Annotated in this window: 18 protein-coding genes; 14 read left to right on the plus strand and 4 right to left on the minus strand. The window is 53.9% G+C overall.

Annotation, left to right across the window (positions count from 1 at the left end; all coding sequences use genetic code 11):
• Nucleotides 1–85: 85 nt before the first annotated feature.
• On the minus strand, nt 86–1153 hold the full coding sequence (locus tag ACJ8PL_RS03485) for a sugar ABC transporter substrate-binding protein (RefSeq protein WP_016928443.1): 1068 nt from the start codon (nt 1151–1153) through the stop codon (nt 86–88).
• 223 nt (nt 1154–1376) lie between these two features.
• Nucleotides 1377–3404 carry a methionine--tRNA ligase gene (metG, locus tag ACJ8PL_RS03490; protein ID WP_028127949.1) on the minus strand — a complete coding sequence of 676 codons (2028 nt, stop codon included), beginning with the start codon at nt 3402–3404 and terminating at the stop codon, nt 1377–1379.
• Nucleotides 3405–3563: 159 nt separating this feature from the next.
• Between metG and apbC the strand changes: the two genes are divergently transcribed.
• Complete coding sequence (gene apbC, locus ACJ8PL_RS03495; RefSeq protein WP_016928441.1) at nt 3564–4676, plus strand: iron-sulfur cluster carrier protein ApbC; 1113 nt, start codon at nt 3564–3566, stop codon at nt 4674–4676.
• 44 nt (nt 4677–4720) lie between these two features.
• On the opposite strand, the gene ACJ8PL_RS03500 is transcribed toward apbC, so the two are convergent.
• On the minus strand, nt 4721–5350 hold the full coding sequence (locus tag ACJ8PL_RS03500; RefSeq protein WP_016928440.1) for a phosphatase PAP2 family protein: 630 nt from the start codon (nt 5348–5350) through the stop codon (nt 4721–4723).
• A 228-nt stretch (nt 5351–5578) separates the two neighbouring features.
• On the opposite strand from ACJ8PL_RS03500, the gene udk reads away from it, so the two are divergent.
• The 4 genes from udk (at nt 5579) to dcuC (ending at nt 10332) form a co-directional block, all read left to right on the plus strand.
• Nucleotides 5579–6220, plus strand: a complete 642-nt coding sequence (udk, locus tag ACJ8PL_RS03505; RefSeq protein ID WP_004938922.1) for a uridine kinase — start codon at nt 5579–5581, stop codon at nt 6218–6220.
• Nucleotides 6221–6345: 125 nt separating this feature from the next.
• Nucleotides 6346–6927, plus strand: coding sequence for a dCTP deaminase (gene dcd / locus ACJ8PL_RS03510; RefSeq protein ID WP_004938917.1), 582 nt, complete (start codon nt 6346–6348; stop codon nt 6925–6927).
• A gap of 44 nt (nt 6928–6971) precedes the next feature.
• Nucleotides 6972–8804, plus strand: coding sequence for an outer membrane assembly protein AsmA (gene asmA / locus ACJ8PL_RS03515; RefSeq protein WP_079449473.1), 1833 nt, complete (start codon nt 6972–6974; stop codon nt 8802–8804).
• Nucleotides 8805–8979: 175 nt separating this feature from the next.
• A complete protein-coding gene (gene dcuC, locus ACJ8PL_RS03520) occupies nt 8980–10332 on the plus strand; it encodes an anaerobic C4-dicarboxylate transporter DcuC (RefSeq protein WP_015377222.1) in 1353 nt (450 codons plus the stop codon).
• Nucleotides 10333–10363: 31 nt separating this feature from the next.
• On the opposite strand, the gene ACJ8PL_RS03525 is transcribed toward dcuC, so the two are convergent.
• Nucleotides 10364–11947, minus strand: a complete 1584-nt coding sequence (locus tag ACJ8PL_RS03525; protein WP_016928437.1) for a TerC family protein — start codon at nt 11945–11947, stop codon at nt 10364–10366.
• Nucleotides 11948–12558: 611 nt separating this feature from the next.
• Between ACJ8PL_RS03525 and galU (ACJ8PL_RS03530) the strand changes: the two genes are divergently transcribed.
• From galU (ACJ8PL_RS03530) to ACJ8PL_RS03570, 9 genes are all read left to right on the plus strand, one after another.
• Nucleotides 12559–13455 carry a UTP--glucose-1-phosphate uridylyltransferase GalU gene (galU, locus tag ACJ8PL_RS03530; protein ID WP_028127951.1) on the plus strand — a complete coding sequence of 299 codons (897 nt, stop codon included), beginning with the start codon at nt 12559–12561 and terminating at the stop codon, nt 13453–13455.
• A gap of 53 nt (nt 13456–13508) precedes the next feature.
• On the plus strand, nt 13509–14402 hold the full coding sequence (gene galU, locus ACJ8PL_RS03535) for a UTP--glucose-1-phosphate uridylyltransferase GalU (RefSeq protein WP_016928435.1): 894 nt from the start codon (nt 13509–13511) through the stop codon (nt 14400–14402).
• Between the two features lie 448 nt (nt 14403–14850).
• Nucleotides 14851–15987, plus strand: a complete 1137-nt coding sequence (locus tag ACJ8PL_RS03540) for a polysaccharide export protein (RefSeq protein WP_016928434.1) — start codon at nt 14851–14853, stop codon at nt 15985–15987.
• Between the two features lie 14 nt (nt 15988–16001).
• Nucleotides 16002–16436, plus strand: coding sequence for an arsenate reductase/protein-tyrosine-phosphatase family protein (locus tag ACJ8PL_RS03545; RefSeq protein WP_016928433.1), 435 nt, complete (start codon nt 16002–16004; stop codon nt 16434–16436).
• Between the two features lie 12 nt (nt 16437–16448).
• A complete protein-coding gene (wzc, locus tag ACJ8PL_RS03550; RefSeq protein WP_028127952.1) occupies nt 16449–18596 on the plus strand; it encodes a tyrosine-protein kinase Wzc in 2148 nt (715 codons plus the stop codon).
• 87 nt (nt 18597–18683) lie between these two features.
• A complete protein-coding gene (locus tag ACJ8PL_RS03555; protein WP_016928431.1) occupies nt 18684–19373 on the plus strand; it encodes an acylneuraminate cytidylyltransferase family protein in 690 nt (229 codons plus the stop codon).
• Between the two features lie 3 nt (nt 19374–19376).
• Nucleotides 19377–21617, plus strand: a complete 2241-nt coding sequence (locus tag ACJ8PL_RS03560; RefSeq protein WP_240293963.1) for an N-acetylneuraminate synthase family protein — start codon at nt 19377–19379, stop codon at nt 21615–21617.
• Entirely contained in the window at nt 21618–22859 is a 1242-nt protein-coding gene (locus tag ACJ8PL_RS03565; RefSeq protein WP_016928429.1) for an oligosaccharide flippase family protein, read from the plus strand. It abuts the gene before it with no gap.
• Nucleotides 22853–23359 (plus strand): acyltransferase, encoded by a 507-nt coding sequence (locus ACJ8PL_RS03570; RefSeq protein ID WP_071525944.1) that lies wholly within the window; start codon nt 22853–22855, stop codon nt 23357–23359. The genes ACJ8PL_RS03565 and ACJ8PL_RS03570 overlap by 7 nt, the downstream gene beginning before the upstream one ends.
• The last annotated feature ends 20 nt before the right edge of the window (nt 23360–23379 follow it).

Consider the following 23379-nt stretch of genomic DNA (forward strand, 5'->3'; position numbering starts at 1 on the left):
AGCGTATTTTGGCGAGGACGGAAGGGGAAAGCCGATAATTAGTTTAAAAACAGAGGCTGCGTCGGCAGCCTCATCAAAAACAGCATTATTTACCGTGTTCGGCCTGCAGCGTGGCGAACCACGGCTGAACGAAATCGCTGCTGGTGCCCCAGCCGGGGATGATCTTCGCCAGCCCGGCGACGTTGACCGGCCCCGGCTGCGCCAGCAGCAACGCCTGCGGAATGACCGCCGCTTTGAATTGATAGCTGTCCGGCGTGCTTTCCCCGGCGATCTTGTTAGCCACCAGGCGCAGGTTGACCGCGCCGATCAGCTTCGGATCCACCGCCACGCTGACCTGCCATGGGCTGCCGGCTTCGCGCATTAGCTGCAAGTCCTGGTTGGAGATATCGATGCTGTACAGTTTGATTTCGGTGCGGCCGTTCTCTTTCAGCGCCTTGTAAGCGCCCTGGGTGAAAGCGTCCCAGGTGCCCCAGATGGCGTCAATCTTGCCTTTCGGGTATTTCGCCAGCACCGCACCCACTTTATTGGCGGTATCGCCCTGCACGTCGGATGAAACCGCGCCAATCGATTCCAGCTCGTGAATGCCCGGATGCTGTTTCAGCAACTGCTGATAGGCGGCCTGGCGGCGCTCCATCGGCGGGAAGCCTGCTACCCAGAGTTTGATGATGTTGGCCTGGCCGTTGAAATCCTTCACCAACTGGCCGAACGAGGCGTTAGCCAGCGAAGCGTCGTCCTGCTGCGAGACGGTGACGCCGGGAACGTGGCCGCCGACGTCGGTATCGAACGCCGCGACGGCGATGCCGGCCGCCGCGATGCGTTTAACCAGGTCGGTGGAATAGGGGGCTCGCCCCTGCGAGAGAATAATACCGTCATATTTCTGGCTGATAGCCTGGTTGACGAAGTCCTGGAAGCGCGCATCGTCGCCGTTGCTGAGGAAGGTGTCCACCTTGAAGCCCAGCTTGCGCCCTTCCTGAATGGCGCCCGCCAAAAATTGCGTGGTGTTGTCGTCGGATCCGAGGTTGCGGATCACCGCGATGCGCACCGGCCCTTGATGTTGAGCGATGGCGGCCGGCACGGCGGCGTTTTCCGCCGCCTGCAGCGGCAGGGCGGCCAGCAGGCTGAGGGCGAGCAGCGAAGTCGTGAGGTTTTTCATTATTATAGGCTCCAAAAAAGCAGGGGAAACGACCCCGGTGAAGAGTGGTTATAGCAATCTTTCTGTCTGGACGTCTATTCGTTGTGTGGAAGCATCATAGCCGGATGCAGCGTGCGAGGGAATCAGGGCGGTTATGACTTTTTCTTACTGTTTATAACGTTGGCGACGGATCAATAAAAAAGGGCCGAGCAAGCTCGACCCTCGATGTTACGCGCTGGCGCGGTTACTTGACCTGCATGCCAGGCTGCGCGCCGCTGTCCGGGCTCAGCAGGAAGATCTCTTTCCCACCGGGGCCTGCCGCCATCACCATGCCTTCTGAAATGCCGAAGCGCATTTTGCGCGGTGCCAGGTTGGCGACCATGATGGTCAGGCGGCCTTCCAGCGCTTTCGGATCCGGGTAAGCGGAGCGGATGCCGGAGAAGATCTGGCGCGATTCACCGCCCAGGTCCAACTGCAGTTTCAGCAGTTTGTCGGAGCCTTCGACAAAGTCGGCGCTCTTGATCAGGGCGATGCGCATGTCCACCTTGGCGAAGTCGTCGAAGGTGATGGTTTCCTGAATGGGATCATCGGCCAATGGACCGGTCACCGGTTTGGCGGCGGCCATGTCTTCCTTCGAGGCGTTGACCATTTCGCTGACCTTGTCCAGATCGATGCGGTTGAACAGCGCTTTGAACGCGTTCACCTGATGGCCCAGCAGCGGTTGCGGGATCGCGTCCCAGCTGAGCTCGGCGTTGAGGAACGCTTCGGCGCGTTCGGTCAGCGAAGGCAGCACCGGCTTCAGGTAAGTCATCAGCACGCGGAACAGGTTAATGCCCATCGAGCAGATGGCCTGCAGATCGGCATCGCGGCCTTCTTCCTTCGCCACCACCCACGGCGCCTGCTCATCCACGTAACGGTTGGCCAGATCGGCCAGCGCCATGATTTCGCGGATCGCGCGGTTGAACTCGCGGCCGGCGTAGGCTTCGGCGATGCTCTGCGCCGCGTCGACGAAGGTCTGGTACAGCGCCGGATCGGCCAGGCTGTCGGCCAGCTTGCCGCCGAAGCGCTTGTTGATAAAGCCGGCGTTGCGTGACGCCAGGTTCACCACCTTGTTGACGATGTCGGCGTTCACGCGCTGCACGAAGTCTTCCAGATTGAGATCGATGTCATCAATGCGTGAAGAGAGCTTGGCGGCGTAGTAATAACGCAGGCAGTCGGCGTCCAGATGCTGCAGGTAGGTGCCGGCCTTGATGAAGGTGCCGCGCGATTTGGACATCTTGGCGCCGTTCACCGTCACGTAGCCGTGCACGAACAGGTTGGTCGGTTTGCGGAAATTGCTGCCTTCCAGCATCGCCGGCCAGAACAGGCTGTGGAAGTAGACGATGTCCTTGCCGATAAAGTGATACAGCTCGGTGGTGGAGTCTTTGCGCCAGAACTCGTCGAAGTCCAGATCGCCGCGCTTGTCGCACAGGTTCTTGAAGGAACCCATGTAGCCGATCGGCGCGTCCAGCCAGACGTAGAAGTATTTGCCCGGCGCATCCGGGATTTCGAAGCCGAAGTAAGGCGCATCGCGGGAGATGTCCCACTGCTGCAGACCGGATTCGAACCACTCCTGCATCTTGTTCGCCACCTGCTCTTGCAGCGCGCCGGAGCGCGTCCACGCCTGCAGCATTTCGCTGAAGGCCGGCAGATCGAAGAAGAAGTGCTCCGAGTCGCGCATCACCGGCGTCGCGCCGGAAACTACGGACTTCGGATCGATCAGTTCCGTCGGGCTGTAGGTGGCGCCGCACACTTCGCAGTTGTCGCCGTACTGATCCGGCGATTTGCATTTAGGGCAGGTGCCCTTCACGAAACGGTCCGGCAGGAACATGCCTTTCTCCGGATCGTACAGCTGAGAAATGGTGCGGTTCTTGATAAAACCGTTTTCTTTCAGGCGGCTGTAAATCAGGGTGGACAGCTCACGGTTTTCATCGCTATGGGTCGAATGGTAGTTGTCATAGCTGATGCCAAAGCCGGCGAAATCCTGTTGGTGCTCCTGGCTCATCTCCGCGATCATTTCTTCCGGTTTCACACCCAGTTGCTGCGCTTTCAGCATGATCGGCGTGCCGTGCGCGTCGTCCGCGCAGATGAAATGCACTTCGTGGCCGCGCATTCGTTGGTAACGCACCCAGATATCCGCCTGGATGTGCTCGAGCATGTGGCCGAGATGGATGGAACCATTTGCGTACGGTAGCGCGCACGTCACCAATAATTTTTTCGCGACTTGAGCCATAGTGAGAACTTGCTTTCTGTAATGAATAAAAGGGCCTTCGATGTTAACCGATCGCGCCCTTCGCTGCTAGGGCGGTTTCTTACAGGTTATACGCGCCAGCTACCGGGCAGTTCTGATATGCTTAGCCGGAAGCGACTCATTCAAAATCAAGGAGCCGGGATGAACGCAAAATCCCCTGAGCAGACCAACCCCGAAGTTCTGCGCGCCCTGGTGACCGGTGTACTGGCCGCCTTTGAACACCCGACGTTGAAAAACAACCTGACCGCGCTGAAGGCTATTCATCACTGCGCATTATTGGACGACGTACTGCATATCGAACTGACGATGCCGTTTGCCTGGCAGAGCGGTTTTGAAGCGCTGCAGGCGAGCGTCGGCCCTGAGCTGTTGCGCGTGACCGGCGCCGCCGCCATCGACTGGAAGCTGAAACACGATATCACGACGCTGAAACGCGCCAACGGCCAAGCCGGGATCAAAGGCGTGCGCAACATCATCGCCGTCAGCTCCGGCAAAGGCGGGGTGGGGAAATCCAGCACCGCCGTCAACCTGGCGCTGGCGCTGGCCGCCGAAGGCGCCAAGGTCGGCATTCTGGACGCCGACATTTACGGCCCGTCGATCCCCAATATGCTGGGCACCGAACATGAGCGGCCGACTTCGCCGGACGGGCAGCACATGGCGCCGATCATGGCGCACGGCCTGGCGACCAACTCCATCGGTTATCTGGTGACCGACGACAACGCCATGGTGTGGCGCGGCCCGATGGCCAGCAAGGCGCTGATGCAGCTGCTGCAGGATACGCTATGGCCGGATCTGGATTATCTGGTGCTGGACATGCCGCCGGGCACCGGCGACATTCAGCTGACGCTGTCGCAGAACATTCCGGTGACCGGCGCGCTGGTGGTCACCACGCCGCAGGATATCGCCCTGCTGGATGCCGCCAAGGGCATCGTGATGTTCGAGAAAGTGCATGTGCCGGTGCTGGGCATCGTCGAAAACATGAGCGTGCACATCTGCAGCCACTGCGGCCACCATGAGCCGATCTTTGGCACCGGCGGCGCCGAGAAGCTGGTGCAGAAATATAACAGCCGTCTGCTGGGGCAGATGCCGCTGCACATCTCGCTGCGCGAAGATCTGGATCGCGGTACGCCGACGGTGATCAGCCGCCCGGAGAGCGAATTCGCCGACATGTATCGTCAACTGGCCGGCCGCGTGGCCGCGCAGATGTATTGGCAGGGTGAAGCGATCCCGACGGAGATTGCCTTCCGCGCGCTGTAATCTGCCTATGGCGATGAAAAACCCGGCTTAAGCGCCGGGTTTTTTTATGGGATGCGGGTAGGGTTGTGCAAATCTGCCCGGGTATAAGGGCGTTCGATCTGCGCCAGCGTTTTGGCGATATGTTCCAGCAATCCCTGGGTGGGGGCCGGCTGCCGCTGTCCCATCAGCGCCAACGGCAAGGCCAGCGCGATGGCCAAATGCGACCAGGCAAGCTGTGGTCGCGCTTTCCCTCGCTGCAGCCATAGAAACAGCGCGCTGGCCAGGTAGCCTAACATCAGCCCGCTGATGACCTCGGATACCGAATGCACGCGGATTTCCAGGCGCGACACGCCGATGGTGAAAGGCAATATCCATCCGGTCACCAGCGCGATGCTGCGCACCGGGTGGGAAAATCGACCGGTTAAAGCCCAAAGCAGCGGCGGCCAGATGCTGGCCGCGAGGGCCGAATGGCCGCTGAATCCGGTGAAATCATAACTTGCGCTACCAATGCCCCAGCCCATAAAGGCCAACTTGGACAGGCAGACCAGTCCGCCGGTGAAACCGAAAATCAGCGCCCATTGCCAACCTGCAACGCGTGTGGCGGGCGATGCGAGCAGCAATAAAAACAGAATCAGCGCGCAGGGCAGCAGCAGCATGCTGTCGCCGAAAAAAGTCAAAAAATACCAATCCAGCACATCATTCTCCGATGAAAGACTACGGGGTCCCTAAGTCAGCGCAGGAGTGTAACCTGTTGCGGGGCATTGCCCTAGCCGTGAGATTCTTAAAATGCCGCGTGCCCGTGGCGTGGCAGCCCGAATTCACCCGCCGCCGCGCAATATACAGTGGCGCAATCCCCGGCGACTCCCTATAATTGTCGCGTTTTAGTTCCCCCCTTCACACTATGAAATCAGGTCTTTAATTTTATGACTGACAATCCGCATCAGTGCGTCATTATTGGTATAGCTGGCGCATCTGCCTCCGGAAAAAGCCTTATCGCCAGCACGTTGTACCGCGAACTCCGCGAGCAAGTCGGTGATGAGCACATCGGCGTTATTCCAGAAGACAGTTACTATAAAGACCAGACTCACCTGACCATGGAAGAACGGGTCAAAACCAACTATGACCACCCGAGCGCCATGGATCATAACCTGCTGTTCCAGCATCTGCAGATGTTGAAGGCCGGTAAGGCGATCGAGCTGCCGCTGTATAGCTACACCGAACACACGCGCAAGAAAGAAACCGTCCACCTGGAACCTAAAAAAGTGATCATTCTGGAAGGGATCTTGCTGCTGACGGATATCCGTTTGCGCCAGGAGATGAACTTCTCGATCTTCGTCGACACGCCGCTGGATATCTGCCTGATGCGCCGTATGAAGCGCGACGTCAACGAGCGCGGTCGCTCGATGGATTCGGTGATGGCGCAATACCAGAAGACCGTGCGCCCGATGTTCCTGCAGTTTATCGAACCTTCCAAACAATACGCCGATATCATCGTTCCGCGCGGCGGCAAAAACCGCATCGCGATCGATATTCTGAAAGCCAAAATCAGCCAATTCTTTGAATAATGCCGCTTAATGGCCGGAAATGCGCATTTCCGGCCGACGGCCAACTATTTGCACCCCGGCGTAGACCTTTCGCCCGTTGTGTGGCAATTTTTGTTTAGTTACGCGTTTTGATGGAGAAGAAAGACATGAGACTGTGCGACCGCGATATAGAAGCCTGGCTGGATAGCGAGAAACTGGTGATTTCGCCGCGCCCGCCGCTCGAACGCATCAACGGGGCCACAGTAGATGTCCGTTTGGGCAATCAGTTCCGCGTGTTCCGCGGCCATACCGCGCCGTTTATCGATCTCAGCGGGCCGAAAGATGAAGTCAGCGCCGCGCTGGATCGCGTGATGAGCGACGAGATTGTCCTGCCGGAAGGCGAGGCGTTCTTCCTTCATCCCGGCGAACTGGCTCTGGCGGTGACGTTCGAATCCGTGACGCTGCCGAACGATCTCGTGGGTTGGCTCGACGGCCGTTCTTCTCTGGCGCGTCTGGGGCTGATGGTGCACGTGACCGCGCACCGTATCGATCCGGGCTGGCACGGGCGCATCGTGCTGGAGTTTTACAACTCCGGCAAGCTGCCGCTGGCGCTGCGGCCGGGGATGCTGATTGGCGCCTTGAGCTTTGAGCCGTTGTCCGGCCCGGCGGCCCGGCCATATAACAGCCGGCAGGACGCAAAATATCGCGATCAGCAGGGCGCAGTAGCCAGTCGAATCGACAAGGACTAACGGCGCGGGATGCACCGTCGGTGTGGCGCTGACAAGAGGGTGGCATGAGAAGATTACTGACGACATTGGCGATTTTACTGGTGGTCGTGGTGGCGGGAATGTCCGCGCTGGTACTGCTGGTCAATCCGAATGATTTTCGCGGTTACATGGTCAAAAAGGTCGAGCAGAAGAGCGGCTACCAGCTAACGCTTGAAGGCGACCTGCGTTGGCATATCTGGCCGCAGCTCAGTATTTTGGCCGGGCGCATGACGCTGACCGCGCCGGGCGCCAAGGCGCCGGTGGTGAGCGCGGAAAACATGCGCCTTGACGTCAAACTGTTGCCGCTGCTGTCACATCAGCTGTTTGTGAAACAGGTGATGTTGAAAAATGCCGTCATTCGTCTCACGCCCGACAGTGAAGAGCACTCGCAAGTGGACGCCCCGATTGCGCCGGCCGGCAGCGGCGCTGATGCGGCAGACACGGCCTGGAAGTTCGACATCGATAACTTGCGCGTCGTGGACAGCCTGCTGATTTGGCAGCGTGCCGACAACGCGCAAATCAATGTTCGGGACATCAATCTTACCCTGCAGCAAACGGAGAAACGGCAGGCGCAGCTTGAACTGTCCAGCCGGGTCAACCGCGATCAGCGCGACCTGGCCTTCAGCATGACGGCCGATATCGATTTGCAGCAGTTCCCGCACCAGATCGGCGCCAAAGTGACCCAGTTCAATTATCAACTGGCCGGGGCGGACATTCTTAACGGCGGCATTCAGGGCGAGGGCAATGCCCAGGTAGTCTATCAACAGACGCCGGCGCAGATTGCCGTCAGCCAACTGAACGTCAGCGCCAACAACAGCCAGTTGGCCGGCGATATCAGCGCCACGCTGGGGGCGGTGCCGGGCTATGTGGTGAATCTCAATTCGGCTAACCTCGATCTCGACGCGCTTTCCGGCTGGCAATCCAGCACCAATACCGCCGAACAGCCCGCCGTGACCGCCGCGCCGGTGATCGCCAGCCAGGTCGACGATCGGCAGCAGAACCTGGAAGCGCTGCGCGATTTCAATGCGCAGTTGAACCTGCAAGCGGCTCAGTTGACCTATCGCGGTATGAACGTCACCCAATTGGCCGTTGCCGCGGACAATCAACGCGGCCTGCTGACGCTGCATAAGCTTGCCGGGCACTTGGCCGGCGGTGATTTCTCCTTGCCGGGATCGCTCGACGCACGCGGCAATAAACCGGTCATCAGCGTGCAACCGACGCTGAACCAAATTGAGCTGGGCACGGTGCTCAAAGCTTTCGACATGCCGCAGATGCTGACCGGCAAGTTCAGCATGAAAGGGGATCTGACCGGCGATCGCCTCTCTTCACAGTCATTTGAGCACCGCTGGCGCGGTACGGCGCAGCTGGCGATGCAGGATGCGCAACTGCACGGTTTGAACATCCAGCAACTGATCCAACAGGCCGTGGCGCGCAATGACAACAGCGTGCGCGGTCAAGACAGCTATCAGCGCTATACCGAAGTCAAAAATGTTTCGGCGCAAGCTACCCTGAACCAGGGCACGGTCAAACTCAGCGGCCTGACGGCGGATTCGCCTTTGCTGGCGCTGACCGGCGCCGGCAGCATCGATATGCCGGGCAAACAGTGTGATATGGCGCTTAACGTGCGCGTCACCGGCGGTTGGCAAGGGCGCGGCGAGCTGATCGAACAGCTGCAAAAAACGCCGATCCCGCTGCGGGTCTACGGGCCGTGGCAACAGCTGAATTATCAACTGCAGGTCGATCAGGTGCTGCGTAAAACGCTGCAGGATCGGGCCAAGGATGCGCTGAACAAGTGGGCTGAAAAGAACAAAGGTTCGCGCGAGGGTCAGGATTTGAAAAAGCTGCTCGACAAGCTGTAATCCCTCCTGACGCGGGCCGTTTTGCGGCCCGCGTCAGTATCGACGTTTCCCGCGATAATTTCCCTCCGTTACCTTGATGAAGGTCATGAAGACCCGCGATCAATTTGTGCAGAGTAAGGGCGCATTCTGCTATGACTATGCGCCTGAGCGCGAAAAAATGACGAGTTGAGGAAACATGATAGAGCTTCTTATTGGCGCGGCGGTGGCGGCGGGCGTGGGCCGTTATATCATCAAAGGGTATTCCGCCACGGGCGTCTTGATGGTGGGAGGGCTGCTGCTGCTTGGCATCAGCGCCCTGATGGGGAAAACGCTGTTGCCGTCCGGCGCCGCATCTACCGGCTGGCGCGCGACCGATATGATCGAGTACGTCAAGATCTTGCTGATGAGCCGCGGCGGCGATCTGGGCATGATGATCATGATGCTGTGCGGTTTCGCTGCCTATATGACGCATATCGGCGCCAACGACGTGGTCGTCAAGCTGGCCTCGCGCCCATTGCAGATGATCAATTCGCCTTATCTGCTGATGGTGGCGGCCTATTTTGTCGCTTGCCTGATGTCATTGGCGGTTTCTTCCGCGACTGGACTCGGCGTATTGCTGATGGCGACGCTGTTCCCATTGATGGTGAACGTTGGCATTAGCCGCGGCGCCGCGGCGGCCATTTGCGCTTCGCCGGCGGCGATTATCCTGGCGCCGACTTCCGGCGACGTGGTGCTGGCAGCCAAGGCGGCGGAAATGCCGCTGGTGGACTTCGCGTTCAAAACCACGCTGCCTATCTCGATTGCGGCCATCGTCTGCATGGCCGTGGCGCACTTTTTCTGGCAGCGTTATCTCGATAAGAAGAGTGATGAACAGCACCACATCATGGACGTCAGTGAAATAAAAACGCATGCGCCGGGGTTCTACGCGATATTGCCGTTTACGCCGATCCTCGGCGTGCTGATCTTCGACGGCAAATGGGGACCGGAGCTGCACATTATTACCGTGTTGGTAGGGTGCATACTGTTGGCGGCTGCGATCGAGTTCGTGCGCAGCTTCAGCGCCAAACAGGTATTCAGCGGCCTGGAAGTGGCGTATCGCGGTATGGCGGATGCATTCGCCAGCGTGGTGATGCTGTTGGTGGCCGCGGGTGTCTTCGCGCAAGGGTTGAGCACCGTCGGTTTTATCAGCGGGTTGATCGGGTTGGCGCAGTCGTTCGGTACCGGCGGTTTGATCATGATGCTGGTGTTGGTGGTGATCACCATGCTGGCGGCCATGACCACCGGCTCCGGCAATGCGCCGTTCTATGCGTTTGTCGAACTGATCCCGAAACTGGCGGCACAGATGGGCGTGAATCCTGCCTATCTGGTGATCCCGATGCTGCAGGCCTCTAATCTCGGCCGTACGCTGTCGCCGGTTTCCGGCGTGGTGGTGGCGGTCTCCGGCATGGCGAAAATCTCGCCGTTTGATGTGGTGAAGCGTACTTCAGTGCCGGTAATTGTCGGGTTGGTGGTGGTGATCGTGGCGACGGAGCTGCTGGTTCCCCAGTAAAAGGAAGGCCGGGCGATGCCCGGCCTCGATGTTAAACCTCGTACTCCTCCGGTGGAGGCGGCGGGGTGATCTTCACTTTCAGGATGCGGTGGCTGTTGACCTCCAATGGTTCGAACAGGTAGTCACCGATCTTGATTTGTTCTCCTTCTTGCGGCACGCGCTGGCTGTGTTCCATCAACAGCCCCGCCAGCGTGTGGTATTCGCGCTTTTCTTCCAGCGGCATCGGCAGATACAACACCAGATCTTCCAGCGGCATATAGCCGTTGGCGGTCCAGCTGCCGTCCTCGTTTTGCTGAATGTCGTGGCGTGCGTCCACCTCTTCGCCGGCCTCCGGCAGGTTGCCGGCGATGGTTTCCATCACGTCCGTCAGGGTGACGACGCCTTCGACGGAGCCGAACTCATCGACCACAAAGGCAAAATGCGTCTGCGCCTGGCGGAATTGCTCCAGGGCGCTTAACAGCGTGAGCTGCTCCGGGAAGATCAACGGTTGGCGTATCAGCGCTCGCAGATCCAGCGGCGCCTGCGCCAGTTGCTGTTTGAGGACGTCGATGGTGTGGATCACGCCCAGCGGTTCGTCGCTGGCGCTGCTTTCCACCACCACGATGCGCGTGTGCTGATTACGTTCCAGCAACTGCGTCAGCTTTTCCTGCGGATCGTTCAGCTCAAGGTATTCGACGTCGTGACGCGAGGTCATGATGCTACTGACCGTGCGCTGCGCCATGCCGAGTACGCGTTCGATCATGCGCCGCTCTTGCTGATTGAAGATCTCGCCGTTTTCGCTGTCGCTGTCCGCCAGCAGGTTGGCGGAATGGCTGTCGACTTCCGCTTCTTCATGTTTGCCGCTCAGCATGCGTAGCACCGCTTCGGCGGTGCGTTCACGCAGCGGCCGTACCTTCGACAGGAAGCGACGGCGGTTGAACTGCGCCAGCTGATTCAGCGCCTCGATCATGACCGAGAAGCCGATCGCCGCGTAGAGGTAGCCTTTAGGAATGTGATAGCCAAAGCCCTCCGCCACCAGGCTAAAACCGATCATCAGCAGGAAGCTCAGGCACAGAATGACGATAGTCGGGTGAGCGTTGACGAAGCGCGTCAGCGGTTTGCTGGCCAGCAGCATCAGGCCGATGGCGATACAGACCGCGATCATCATCACCGCCAGGTGATCGACCATCCCCACCGCGGTGATCACCGAGTCGAGCGAGAAAACGGCGTCCAGCACCACGATCTGCGCCACTACCGGCCAGAAACGTGCGCCTTTGCGCGCGCCGTGCTGCTCTTCGTCCTTGCCTTCCAGCCGCTCATTGAGCTCCATGGTGGCTTTGAACAGCAGGAATATCCCGCCGACCAGCATGATCAGATCGCGGCCGCTGAAGGGGTGCTCCGCGACGATGAACATCGGTTTGGTCAGCGTCGCCAGCCACGAGATGGAGGCGAGCAGCGCCAGACGCATGACCAGCGCCAGCAACAAACCGACGACACGGGCCTTATCTCTTTGTTGTTTTGGTAATTTGTCCGCCAGAATGGCGATGAAGACAAGGTTGTCTATACCCAGCACGATTTCCAGCACGACCAAAGTGGCCAGGCCGGCCCAAATTGTTGGATCAGCGATCCATTCCATACGCCCAATTTCACCTGTAAGTTCTACGGCTTATGCCGCACGGGAATGATGGGCGTTGAGGCGGCAAAATTCAACTTTAATCGGGAGGATGTGGTTCAGAACAGGAGGATTGCCGTAAACATCGATCGGCGCCGAGCGGCCAAAGGAATCAAGGGCCTGGGGAGCAAATATCTACCGTGATGCCATGCGCTCAGAAAAGAAACGCCTTATTAAATTTATTTAAATCAAAACATTAAAACAATTTTCTTTGGCTATGATTCTTATCGGTATGCGGCACGAGTAGTCTTATTCTGAAAACGGCTAACTGGGGGGATCTAAGGCTTGTATCACTTAGACATTAGTATAAGAATCTTAGTCATATAACGGCAGTAACTAACATTGTTTGGTTATAAAGGCACCGGTTTTTTTATTTTTTTGTGAACAGCATGACAGTTCAAACGAAGAATGAGTGCCGCTTTGCATAAAAATTGCCTGGCTCATGCAATGACGTGGGGGGATGCGTCATTAACAGTACTTTGGTAGCTGCAAGCCAAGGGCGGTAGCGTGCCCGATTGGATCCCCTTGTTCACGCTGCACAGATGAATGCAGCGCTACGATGAATTGGAATGAAAATGCAAACAAGACTTAAGGCAGTGATCCCCGTTGCGGGCTTGGGAACCCGTATGTTGCCGGCGACCAAGGCTATCCCTAAAGAAATGTTGCCCGTGGTCGATAAGCCCTTAATTCAGTACATTGTTGCTGAATGCGTGGCGGCGGGGATTAAAGATATCGTATTGGTCACGCATTCATCGAAAAACGCGATTGAAAACCATTTTGACACTTCGTTTGAGCTGGAGGCCATGCTCGAAGCGCGCGTGAAGCGCCAACTCCTGAGTGAAGTGCAAAGCATTTGTCCCCCGGATGTGACCGTGATGCAGGTGCGTCAAGGACAGGCGAAAGGGTTGGGGCATGCGGTGCTGTGCGCCAAACCAATGGTGGGTGATGCTCCTTTCGTTGTGCTGTTGCCCGATGTTTTATTGGATGATTCTACGGCGGATTTGCGCAAAGAAAATCTGGCTAAAATGATCCAACGTTTTGGTGATACGGGTTACAGCCAAATCATGGTTGAACCTGTGCCGGAACAAGATGTGTCCAAATACGGTGTGGTAGATTGCGCAGGCGCGACGATCGCCGCGGGAGAAAGCGCACCGATGACGGCGGTGGTTGAGAAGCCGGCCCGCGAGGATGCCCCTTCCAATCTGGCCGTCGTCGGCCGGTATGTGCTTGCCGCCGATATTTGGCCGCTACTTGAGAAAACCCCTCCCGGCGCGGGTGATGAGATTCAACTGACCGATGCGATTGCGATGCTGATGGATGAACAAACGGTTGAAGCATTCCATATGAGCGGTAAGTCCCATGATTGTGGCGACAAGTTTGGCTATATGAAGGCGTTTGTGCAGTACGGTCTGCGTCACGGTTCGGAAGGTGAAAATTTCAGCCGCTGGCTGAAGCAGACGTTGGGAAAGTAACAGGCTGTCGCCACTGCGGCTGAAAGCGATCACGAGATTGAATGAGGTCTACCATGACGAAGTTGAAAGCGGTTATTCCCGTTGCCGGATTGGGCATGCGTATGCTGCCGGCGACCAAAGCGATTCCGAAAGAGATGTTGCCAATCGTTGATAAACCGTTGATTCAATACATTGTCAACGAATGCGTCGCGGCGGGGATTAAAGAGATCATCCTGGTGACGCATTCTTCCAAGAACGCCATTGAAAACCATTTCGATACCTCATTCGAGCTGGAGGCGATGCTGGAGGCACGCGTGAAACGGCAACTGCTGGATGAGGTGCAGTCGATAACGCCAAAAGGCGTGACGCTGATGCACATTCGCCAGGGGCAGCCAAAAGGACTGGGACATGCCGTTCTCTGCGCTAAACCGTTAGTCGGTGATTCTCCATTTGTCGTTCTGTTGCCGGACATCTTGCTGGATGACGCAAAAGCCGATTTGAAGAAAGACAACCTGTCACACATGATTGCGCGCTTTGAGCAGAGCGGCCTGAGCCAGGTTTTGGTGCAAAAGGCAGACGAACACGTACTGCATGATTATTCCGTGGTTGAGTGTGAGGCCAGCAACCTGAAACCGGGTGAAAGTGCTCGTATCACATCGATTATTGAAAAACCGGCGCCGGAAACCAAGTTGGAATCCAACTACTCTGCGGTAGGGCGCTATGTCTTGTCCGCCGATATTTGGCCGCTGCTGGAGACCACGGAACCGGGAGCCTGGGGGCGTATTCAACTGACCGATGCGATTGCAGAATTGTTGAAACACAAACCGGTAGAGGCGACGGAGCTGGTGGGGGAATCGTTCAACTGCGGTGAAAAACTGGGTTACCTTCGCGCTTTTGTCACTTATGGGTTGCGTCACCCAACCCAAGGCAAAGCTTTCCGTGAATGGGCTGAACAGCTGTCGCTTTGAGTAAAACTTCTCGCTTCTCTCGATGAGGGCCGTTGCCATCATGGCGGGAGAAGCTAGAATAGTTGTTGAATTTTGGGGAATTTCACTGTCCCATTTTTTATATTAGTATACATTTTACTGCGATTATCCGAGTTGCTATGGCGAGAGAGTTTTATGCGGTATGGCCATGTGCTTATGACAAGTCGCTGTTATTAATAAAAAATTAAAGTTTAAACTCGCCTCCGCACTGATTTTTACCGGTGCTGGGCATCACAGTTTATTTATCCTGCTCATAATAGCTTTGCTCTTATCAACGGCAGATAAACGTTCTCGATAATTGCAAACAGAGCCCATGTTTTGAGACGGCGCAGCAAGCGACAGACAGTTTGATAAGGTTACAGAGACGCTGCCACGGTTGGCGCGCATAGTAGCTTTGCAGATACATTTACTTGAAAGTGATGATAATTTGATGGCAAAACGACAATTGAAAGCGATATCACTATTGATATCGATTAGCGTAATCAGTGGATGCACTGTTTTTCCTGGAACCCATTTATCGACCAGCGGAAAAGACGTCGTAAAACAAGAAGATGCTGACTTCGATATCGATAAACTGGTCAACATTTACCCTATGACACCGAAGCTGTTGGACTCAATGCGTCCGACACAGGTGGTTGCTCAGTCGAATGCGCAGCTGGATGCATCGTTGCGTACGTATGAGTACCGGATCGGGATCGGCGACGTCCTTAACGTTACCGTCTGGGATCACCCTGAGCTGACCACGCCTGCGGGGCAATACCGCAGCGCCAGCGACACAGGCAACTGGGTACACTCCGACGGCACGATCTTCTATCCTTATATCGGTAAGGTAAACGTGGTGGGTAAAACCGTTACCCAAATCCGCGATCAAATCGCCTCCCGTTTGGCTCAGTACATCGAAAGCCCGCAGGTTGACGTCAATATTGCCGCTTTCCGCTCGCAAAAAGCTTACGTGACGGGCGAAGTTACCAAATCCGGACAGCAGCCGATCACCAACGTACCTCTAACTGTGATGGATGCGATTAACGCCGCTGGCGGTCTGACTGAAAATGCCGACTGGCGCAACATCGTTCTCACGCACAATGGAAAAGAGCAGAGTCTGTCGTTGCAAAAGCTGATGCAGAATGGCGATCTGACCCAAAACCGCCTGCTTTATCCTGGGGATATTCTGTATATTCCGCGCAACGACGATCTTAAAGTGTTTGTTATGGGTGAAGTTAAGACCCCTGCGACGCTTAAAATGGATCGCAGCGGCATGACGTTGACGGAAGCGTTGGGGAATTCTCAAGGGATAAGCCAAGCTGCGGCCGATGCGACCGGCGTGTTCGTTATCCGGCCATTGCACGGAACGCAGGGCGACAAGCTGGCTAATATTTATCAGCTCAATATGTCCGATGCGACAGCATTGGTGATGGGGGCTGAATTCCATCTGCAACCGTATGACATTGTTTACGTGACGGCAGCGCCAATCGCGCGTTGGAACCGTCTGATCGTTCAGTTGGCACCAACCATCGATAGCTTCAACAATCTCACGGAAGGCTCACTGCGTATCCGCAACTGGCCGTAGTAGGGGGGTTAGCCATGTTTGATTCTATCTTGGTTGTCTGCGTAGGTAATATTTGCCGCTCCCCCACGGGGGAGCGTCTCTTGAAGCGGCATCTGCCGGAAAAAGAGATCGCTTCCGCAGGCATCGGCGCCTTGGTTGGCAAAACTGCGGACAAGAGCGCTATTTCCATTGCGGAAAAACATCAGCTGTCGTTAGAGGGCCATGAAGCCAGACAGTTGACGAAAGAAATGTGCCGGGAATATTCATTGATTCTGGTTATGGAGAAAGGGCATATCGATGCCGTTTGCCGTTTGGCTCCGGAGGTCAGAGGCAAAACCATGCTTTTCGCCCATTGGTTGGGACAGAAAGAAATTCCCGATCCCTACAGAAAGAGCGCTGAAGCGTTTGAGTTTGTTTACCGCCTTCTTGATGATGCAGCCCAAAAATGGGCCCAGGCATTAAATCGTTAACCAGAGATTACAATGACTGATAATACGAAACCAGGCTTATCAACAGCCAATAATCATGATGAGATTGATCTAAGTCGCTTGTTGGGAACTTTAATTGATCACCGCTGGCTCATCATCGGGATTACTGCGTTATTCTCTGTTGCCGGGATCATTTATTCACTGTTCGCGACTCCGATATATCAAGCTGACGCGATGGTTCAGGTTGAACAAAACGTCGGTAACTCGTTGGTCAACGACCTATCCCAAATGCTGCCGAACAGTCAACCGGGCTCTTCCACGGAGATCGAGCTGATAAAGTCACGCATGGTGACGGGCAAGACTGTCGATGATCTGAACCTTGAAACGGTGGTGCAGCAAAAATACTTCCCGGTATTTGGTCGCGGCTGGGCCCGCTTGACGGGAACCGAACCTGCCAAAATTGCGTTGTCCCGCCTCAATGTGCCAGCCAACTCAGACGATCTTGAGCTGGAATTGACGGTGATCGATGCAAAGAACTATGTGTTGAGCAATAACGGCACCGAGATTATCAAAGGGAAAGTCGGTGCGCTGGAAAGCGGCCATGGGGTTTCCTTGCTGGTAAGCGATATTTCAGCGGAGCCTGGCACCGTATTTGAAGTCGCCAAGTTGGCGCGACTGGTTGCGACCAATAATCTGTTGGATGCATTGACCGTTGAAGACAAAGGCAAAGATACCGGCGTTTTGGCGTTGAGCTTGACCGGTGACGATCCGATATTAGTGCGAAACATTCTTGACAGCATCAGCAAAAATTATCTGTTGCAGAACGTCGAGCGTAAATCGGAAGAGGCCGCTAAAAGCCTGGATTTCTTGAAAGAACAACTGCCGGAAGTTCGCAGCTCGCTGGATAGCGCCGAAGATAAGCTCAACCGTTTCCGTCAGGCGAATGATTCTGTCGATCTGTCACTTGAAGCGAAGTCTGTTCTTGATACGATCGTGGGGGTTGAGGCTCAACTGAATGAGCTAACGTTTAAAGAAGCGGAAATCTCCAAACTTTATACCAAAGAACACCCCGCTTATCGTGCACTGATGGAAAAACGCGCTACGCTGCAGCAAGAAAAAGACAAGCTGAACAAGCGTGTCAGCGTCATGCCGAAAACCCAGCAGGAAATTTTGCGCTTGACCCGTGATGTGCAGGCCGGGCAAGAGATTTACATGCAGTTGCTGAATAAACAGCAAGAGCTGGGGATTACTAAAGCGAGCACGGTTGGTAACGTGCGAATCGTGGATCCTGCCGTTACGCAGCCTCGTCCGGTTAAACCGCAAAAAACCATTATCGTACTGATAGTCACGTTGCTTGGTGGCTTGTTCTCGACGGGTTTTGTGTTGCTTAAAACCATGCTGCATCGCGGCATCGAAAGCCCGGAACAGCTGGAACAGCAAGGGATCAACGTTTACGCCAGTATTCCGCTGTCTGAATGGCAGCAAAAAAGCGACCGCGAAACCATGCTGTCCGGCAAGCGCAATAGCAACAGGAGTTACACCCTGCTTGCCGTGGGCAATCCGGCCGATCTGGCGATCGAAGCCGTTAGAAGCCTGCGTACCAGCCTGCATTTTGCCTCCTTGGAGGCCAAAAATAACGTTCTAATGATTTCGGGCGCCAGCCCAAGCATCGGTAAAACGTTTGTCAGTATCAACTTGGCAGCCGTTATCGCTCAGGCGGGGCAACGTATTCTGGTCGTGGACGCCGATATGCGTAAAGGCTACGCCCACTCACTGTTAAACTGTGAATTGGGCGTAGGGCTGTCTGATGTATTGTCAGGACAAGCGACAGCGCAGCAAGCAGTCAAAAAGACCTCGATTGAGAATCTTAGCTTTATCTCGCGTGGCAAGATCCCACCGAACCCGTCAGAGCTGTTGATGCACAACCGCCTGACGGAATTCCTGGAATGGGCGGGCAAAGAGTATGACATCGTTCTGGTCGATACCCCGCCGATCCTGGCGGTGACGGATGCCGCGATTGTCGCACGCAATGTAGGCACTACCTTGTTGGTCGCGCGTTATGGCGTGAACTCGCTGAAAGAGATCGAAGTGAGTATTCGTCGCTTCGAGCAAAACGGCATGGAAATTAAAGGTATTATCCTTAACGCCGTAGAAAATAAATCGGGTAGCGCCTACGGCTACTACGCTTACGAGTATAAATAAATCCCCTTCTAAGAAAAAGCTCCTCGTAATGAGGAGCTTTCTGATTCATTCAAAGTAATTAGTAAAATCCAATTTCGGAGAGAATAAATGAGTAATCTTGCAATTATTCCGGCAAGGGGTGGGTCTAAGGGTATTCCCAAGAAAAATATTAAAGAAATTGCAGGTAAACCATTAATTGCCTGGAGCATAGAGCAGGCACTAAATTCTTCGAGTATTGAGCGCGTTATTGTTTCAACAGATTGTGAGGATATTGCTGCTGTAGCCAGGGAATATGGCGCAGAAGTGCCGTTCATGCGCCCAGCTCATCTCGCGAACGATACCGCCGCGACGGAACCTGCACTTTTGCATACCCTGGAATGGTTGGCTGAACATGAGAATTACCATCCAGACTATACCGTCTTGCTGCAGGCAACCTCTCCTGTACGTAAAGATGATGCGATTGATTCTGCAATCAAAAAGATTATCGAAAAAAAAGCCGATTCATTACTGAGTGTATGTGAGTTTTGGCATTTCCTGTGGGAAAACGAAGACAATCCGAAAGCTTATTACGATTATTTAAACCGTCCGCGTCGGCAAGATATTAAGCCTGAAAATATCAAACTCAAAGAAAACGGTTCTATTTACGTTACGAGAAGTGACATTCTCCTCAGCACCGGTAATCGTCTTGGCGGTAAAGTCATTGCGCATAAGATGTCTGAAGAGGAAAGCTTTGAAATTGACACCCTGCTGGATTGGGCGGTTGTTGAAGTAATTTTGAAAAATTGGAGTGGGAGATAATTCATGTTAATCCAGAAAAAGATATCTGATTTTTTAGTGTTTGAAACAGAATCAATCATTAAAGCATTAGAAAAAATCAATTCGAACAAAAAGCGAATCATTTTTGTTGTCACTGAAGACGGCAAGCTGTGCGGCTCTTTTTCTGACGGTGATTTCCGCCGCTGGATCACTAATGGTGATTTCGATCTGAGTCGCGAAATGTCAGAAGTGATGAACCAGAACGTTCGCTATAAAAAAGTGGACGCGCCACGTAACGAGATTGACTCACTGTTTACGAATGGCGTTGACGTATTGCCGCTGGTTGATGACTATCGGCGTCTGGTCGCTGTGGCGCTGCAAAGCGAAAAAGGCCTGACGATCGGCAAGCACACCATCACTGAAACTTCGCCGACTTACATTATTGCTGAAATTGGCAACAACCATAATGGCGACATCAAGTTGGCTAAGCATCTGGTTGACCTGGCGGTTGACGCGGGGGCCGATTGCGTTAAATTCCAAATGCGTGACCTGAGCTCGCTATATAAGGGCGGCAACGATAAAGACAAATCAGCCGATCTTGGCGCGCAGTACACGCTGGATTTGCTAAGAAAATTCCAGTTGAGCAATGAAGAACTGATCGAAGTGTTCGATTACTGCAAGGAGAAGGGGTTGACCCCGCTCTGTACCCCTTGGGATCTGAAGAGCCTTGAAATACTGGAAAACTACGGTATGGAAGGTTATAAGGTCGCTTCTGCCGACTTCACCAACCACGAAATGTTGGCCGCGCTGGCTGCTACAGGCAAACCGCTGATTTGTTCTACCGGCATGTGCAGCGAAGCGGAAATCAAAAGCTCGGTTGATTTTTTGAAATCCAAAGGCGCCGAGTTTGTGATTCTGCATTGCAACTCAACGTATCCGACGCCGTTTAAAGACGTCAACCTGGCCTATATCAAGCGTCTGCAGCAGGTAACGGGTTGCCTGGTGGGCTATTCCGGCCATGAGCGCGGTATTTCCGTGCCGATCGCCGTTACTGCCTTGGGCGCACGCGTGATCGAGAAACACTTCACCATCGACAAATCTATGGAAGGCAATGACCATAAAGTGTCTCTTTTACCACCTGAGTTCAAAGAGATGGTTGTGCGCATCCGCGAAGTTGAAGAGTCCATGGGCAATGCCGGCGAGCGTACTATCACCCAAGGGGAAATGATCAATCGCGAAACTCTGGCGAAGAGTTTGATTATCAATCGCGATCTGAAAAAAGGCGAAATCATTACCCGCGAGATGGTAGAGGTGAAGAGCCCGGGCCAGGGTCTGCAGCCTCTGTATCTGGAGCAATTGGTCGGCAAGAAAGCCAATCGTGACCACGAAAAAGGCGGTTACTTCTACGAGTCAGATCTGAATGATGTAGCGATAGAGGCTAAGGACTATGACTTCAATCGTCCGTTCGGCATTCCTGTGCGCTATCACGATTACGGCAAGTTGAAGAATAAATCCAACCTGGATTTCGTCGAATTCCACCTGAGCTATCAGGACATGGAGCTGGATTTGACCGAATTCTTCTCCGGCGCTGAAGATATCGGTTTTGCGGTACATAGCCCAGAGTTGTTCGCCAACGATCATATTTTGGACTTGGCAACGGATGATCCTGCTTATCTTGCCCATTCGATCAAACAGTTGCAGCGTGTCTGTGATGTGACTCGCGCATTAAAGCAGTATTTCCCGAAAACTGAGCGTCCGGTCATCGTGGTGAATGCGGGTGGTTTCAATACCACCGGTTTCTTGCCGAAAGAGTCGCGTCAGGCGATGTACGAACGTATTGGTGCCGCTTTGGGGGAGATCGATCAAGAAGGCGTTGAAATTATCATCCAAACGATGCCTCCATTCCCATGGCACTTTGGTGGCCAGAGCTACCACAACCTCTTTGTCGATCCGGACGAGATTAAAGCGTTCTGTGAAAAATACGGCTATCGTATTTGCTATGATACGTCGCACTCCATGATGGCTTGCAATTATTACCAATGGGATCTTCATGACTTCACCCAGAAAGTCGGCCCTTATACCGCGCACATGCATATTGTTGATGCACTGGGTGTGGATGGTGAAGGGGTTCAGATCGGTAAAGGTGATGTGAACTTTGACGAGCTGGCGGATGATCTACGCCGCTATGCGCCGGGCGCGCAATTTATTCCGGAAGTGTGGCAGGGGCACAAAAACCAAGGGGAAGGGTTCTGGCATGCGCTTAACTTCCTGGAAAAGTATCTGTAAATGAGTAAAGCCATTATGGGGGCTGCGGCTTTGTCGATAGGGGATATTCTCGGCAAAGTCATCGGCTTCATCATATTGCCTTATTTGACAGCACACCTTGGCGCGTCGGGGTACGGCGCGCTGACTCTGTATTTGTCCGTTATTCAGATCTTGATCATTTTCATTTCGTTCAGTGGTCAAGGTCTGTTGCCGGTCAAATATATGCAGGAGGGGGAAGGGAGCTCCCTGGTGTTCCGCAGAGATAACATCACCTTGGCTGTCGCGTCGAGCGTGCTATTGGTGGCTATATTCTACATAGTCACACTGGTCACCAAGATCTCAGTTTCTTTCAGTGATGGTTTTCTGGTTGTTTTAGCGTCTCTGGCACAAGCGCTGAACTTTATCAATTTATCGCATTTGCGCATTAGTCAGACCTATAAAGTTGCGGCTATCGGTCAATTTTTGCTTTCCGCATTCAATGTTTTGTTCACGATCGCCCTTTTTGAAATGATAGCGGCGACGCCAGGACAACGTTTGATAGCGATCGCGGCATCATTTTTCAGCATTCAGTTAGCCTATGAGTTCTTTGTCTACCGGAAGAGAGCGGTTAAACGCAGCGAGCTCGAGCCGTCGCGTAAACGTTATAAGGAAATCATTAGCTATGGAGTATCCTTATTACCGCATCACGGTAGTTATTGGATTAAGTCATCGGTAGATCGTTTCTTTATCGCTCATTACATGAGCACTGCTGTTGTGGGGGTTTATGGCTTGGCATTCCAGCTAACCTCCATCGTTATGCTTTTTTTTGGTGTAATCAATCAGGCGTTCCAGCCATTTATTTACCGCAAACTTAAAGCGAACGATTTTCGAGGCGTGGAGCTTATTCAATATGGATACACGGCTCTGGTTATTGTCTCATGTGTTATTTATTTCTTCATTCTGCCGTTTGCTTTTCCATATTTATTTAATGCTGAATTCAATAGCGCAATTTATTACTTCAACATACTTTTGCCTGGAACTGCATTTTTATCGATTTATTATATTTTTACGCACTCACTGTTTTACTATCGTAAAAATAAATTAATATCGATTATTACTATGGGCTCGATGATTACGCATTTGATTGGTATCTTTGTCATCACCATGACGGAAATAAAAGTTGAGTATTTCTGCCTGGTTTATGCAATTTCCAGTTTTTATGCATGTGCAGTGACTTTTTATTGTGGCAAGCGACAGATCGGCATTGAGAGGAAAAGATGCTAGCAAGTCTTAAACGATGGTTGCGAAACTTACGTAAGCAGCGTTATCGCTCAAAAGTTATCAGAGTGGCTGAAAGCTGCGGCCGCGATCCGAAAGTCAATTTTTTAACTGTGGTTAATAACAAAACCCGGCTTGGCAACAACTTCAACTCTAATGGCTTGACGGTGGTCGGCAAGGGCAGGGTTGTTATTGGTGATAATTTCCATTGTGGTTTTGGCTGCGTGCTAATTACAGAAAATCATAATCATCATGGAAACGCTATTCCCTACGATAATACTTATGTGCTGAAGGACACGCACATAGGAGATAATGTGTGGTTAGGAATCAATGTCATTGTTCTTCCTGGCGTCAGCATTGGTGAGGGGGCGATTATCCAAGCCGGCAGCGTGGTGGTTAAAAATATAGAGCCTTACGCTATAGCCGGTGGCCATCCTGCCAAACCCTTTTCGCAACGTGATGTTGCTCATTATCTGCAGCTTAAAGCTGAAGGCAAATTCCATTGAACGGCAACTAAACATTCATG

The sequence above is a fragment of the Serratia sp. CY83965 genome (assembly GCF_052166375.1).
GTDB lineage: Bacteria > Pseudomonadota > Gammaproteobacteria > Enterobacterales > Enterobacteriaceae > Serratia > Serratia marcescens.